1 protein-coding gene and 1 pseudogene are annotated in these 1,771 nt (G+C 64.5%); both read right to left on the minus strand.

The window, feature by feature from the left end; all coding sequences use genetic code 11:
- Window positions 1–205 (minus strand): annotated as a pseudogene (locus JCM9942_RS18445) (hypothetical protein); the annotation flags it as partial.
- A 121-nt stretch (window positions 206–326) separates the two neighbouring features.
- The gene (locus tag JCM9942_RS15160; protein WP_054660672.1) at window positions 327–1,502 is read right to left on the minus strand and encodes a thiolase family protein; all 1,176 of its coding nucleotides are present in this window, start codon (window positions 1,500–1,502) and stop codon (window positions 327–329) included.
- Window positions 1,503–1,771: the final 269 nt, after the last annotated feature.

Genomic DNA, 1,771 nt, shown 5'->3' on the forward strand with positions numbered 1-1,771 from the left:
CGGCAGCGGTGGCGGCGGTGTCAGCAGCAGCCTGGGCAGCGTCAGCGGTGGCGTCGCCAGCAGCAGCAGCCTGGTCAGCAGCGACCTGGGCTTCAGCAGCAGCCTGGTTTGCGTCGGCAGCAGCGTCAGCAGCCTGTTCCTGCTTCGAGCAGGCAGCCAGAGCCAGGCCCAGGGTCATAGCGATCAGCAGCTTGTTGATGCTCATTTGTGAATCCTCGTCGTGAAATTAGGCAACGCGCCATTGCGCGCCGGGAACATGATGACAATCCCATTTGGGCTGTCAAGCGACTCCGCATTCATATTTGCGAAAGTCTGAAATTTTCCAATCAGATCAATTCGATGGCGATAGCGGTTGCTTCGCCACCACCAATGCAAAGCGATGCGACGCCACGCTTGAGGCCGCGCGTGCGCAAGGCGTTTACCAGCGTAACCACCAGACGCGCACCCGATGCACCGATCGGATGACCGAGCGCACAGGCCCCGCCATTGACGTTGACCTTGGCATGCGGAATGCCCAGTTCGCGGATCGGCGCCATGGCCACAACGGCGAATGCCTCGTTGATCTCGAACAGGTCCACCTCGGCGATATCCCAGCCGGCTTTTTCCAGCACTTTGCCGATCGCGCCGATCGGGGCGGTGGTGAACCACTCCGGTTCCTGCGAGAAGGTGGCATGTGCGGCGATGCGGGCCAGCGGCTGCACACCCCGCCTGGCGGCGTCGTCGGCCGACAGCAGCACCACGGCGGCGGCACCGTCGGAAATGCTCGAGGAACTGGCGGCGGTGACGCTGCCGTCCTTCTTGAATGCCGGACGCAGGGTCGGGATCTTGGCGACGTCCGACTTGCCCGGCTGTTCGTCCTGGTCGAATTCAACGTCACCCTTGCGGGTGGCGACCTTCACCGCGACGATCTCGTCGTTGAACGCACCGCTGGCCTGTGCGGTCTGGGCGCGCTTGACCGATTCGATCGCGTAGGCGTCCTGCTCTTCGCGGCTGAAGCTGAACTTTGCCACGGCCGCTTCGGCGAACACGCCCATCGACTGGCCGTCGTAGGGATTGGTCAGACCGTCCCAGGCCATGTGATCCACGGCCTGGAAGTTGCCGTAGCGGTTGCCGGTGCGCGAGTTCGGCAGCATGTGCGGGGCGTTGGACATCGATTCCATGCCGCCGGCGACCACGATGCTGGCCGAGCCGGCCTTGATCAGGTCATGGCCGAGCATGATCGCCTTCATGCCCGAGCCGCACACCTTGTTGAGGGTGGTGGCGCCGGCGCTGGTCGGCAGACCGGCGGCCAGCGAAGCCTGGCGGGCGGGTGCCTGGCCCAGGTTGGCCGGCAGCACGCAGCCCATGATCACTTCGCAGACATCGGCGGCGGGGATGCCGGACTGCGCCATCGCGGCGCTGATGGCGGTCGCGCCGAGGGTCGGGGTGGGGACGCCGTTGAACTGGCCAAGGAAGGAGCCAATAGCGGTGCGCTTGGCGGCGGCGATGACGATGTCGGACATGGGCAATCTCGGTTATACCTTGCGGCAATTATCGAATGTCTCCGGATGTCCGCCCATTGGACCAACGGCACATCCCGGGAGACAGCGGATTGTCGTTGCAGTATAGATGTTCGCCATCGCGCGGCCGGCGGCCGGCAAGACCTGAATTGGCAATAGCAACCAACTGGGGAGTGGGGCTGGGAATGAACAGCAAGGTGTGGGGACGCAATGTGTTGGCCAGCGCGCTGGCGTTGGTGCTGGGCGCCTGCGGAGGGGGCGGTGGGACCAAG

It is taken from the genome of Stenotrophomonas pictorum JCM 9942 (genome assembly GCF_001310775.1).
Lineage (GTDB): Bacteria > Pseudomonadota > Gammaproteobacteria > Xanthomonadales > Xanthomonadaceae > Stenotrophomonas > Stenotrophomonas pictorum.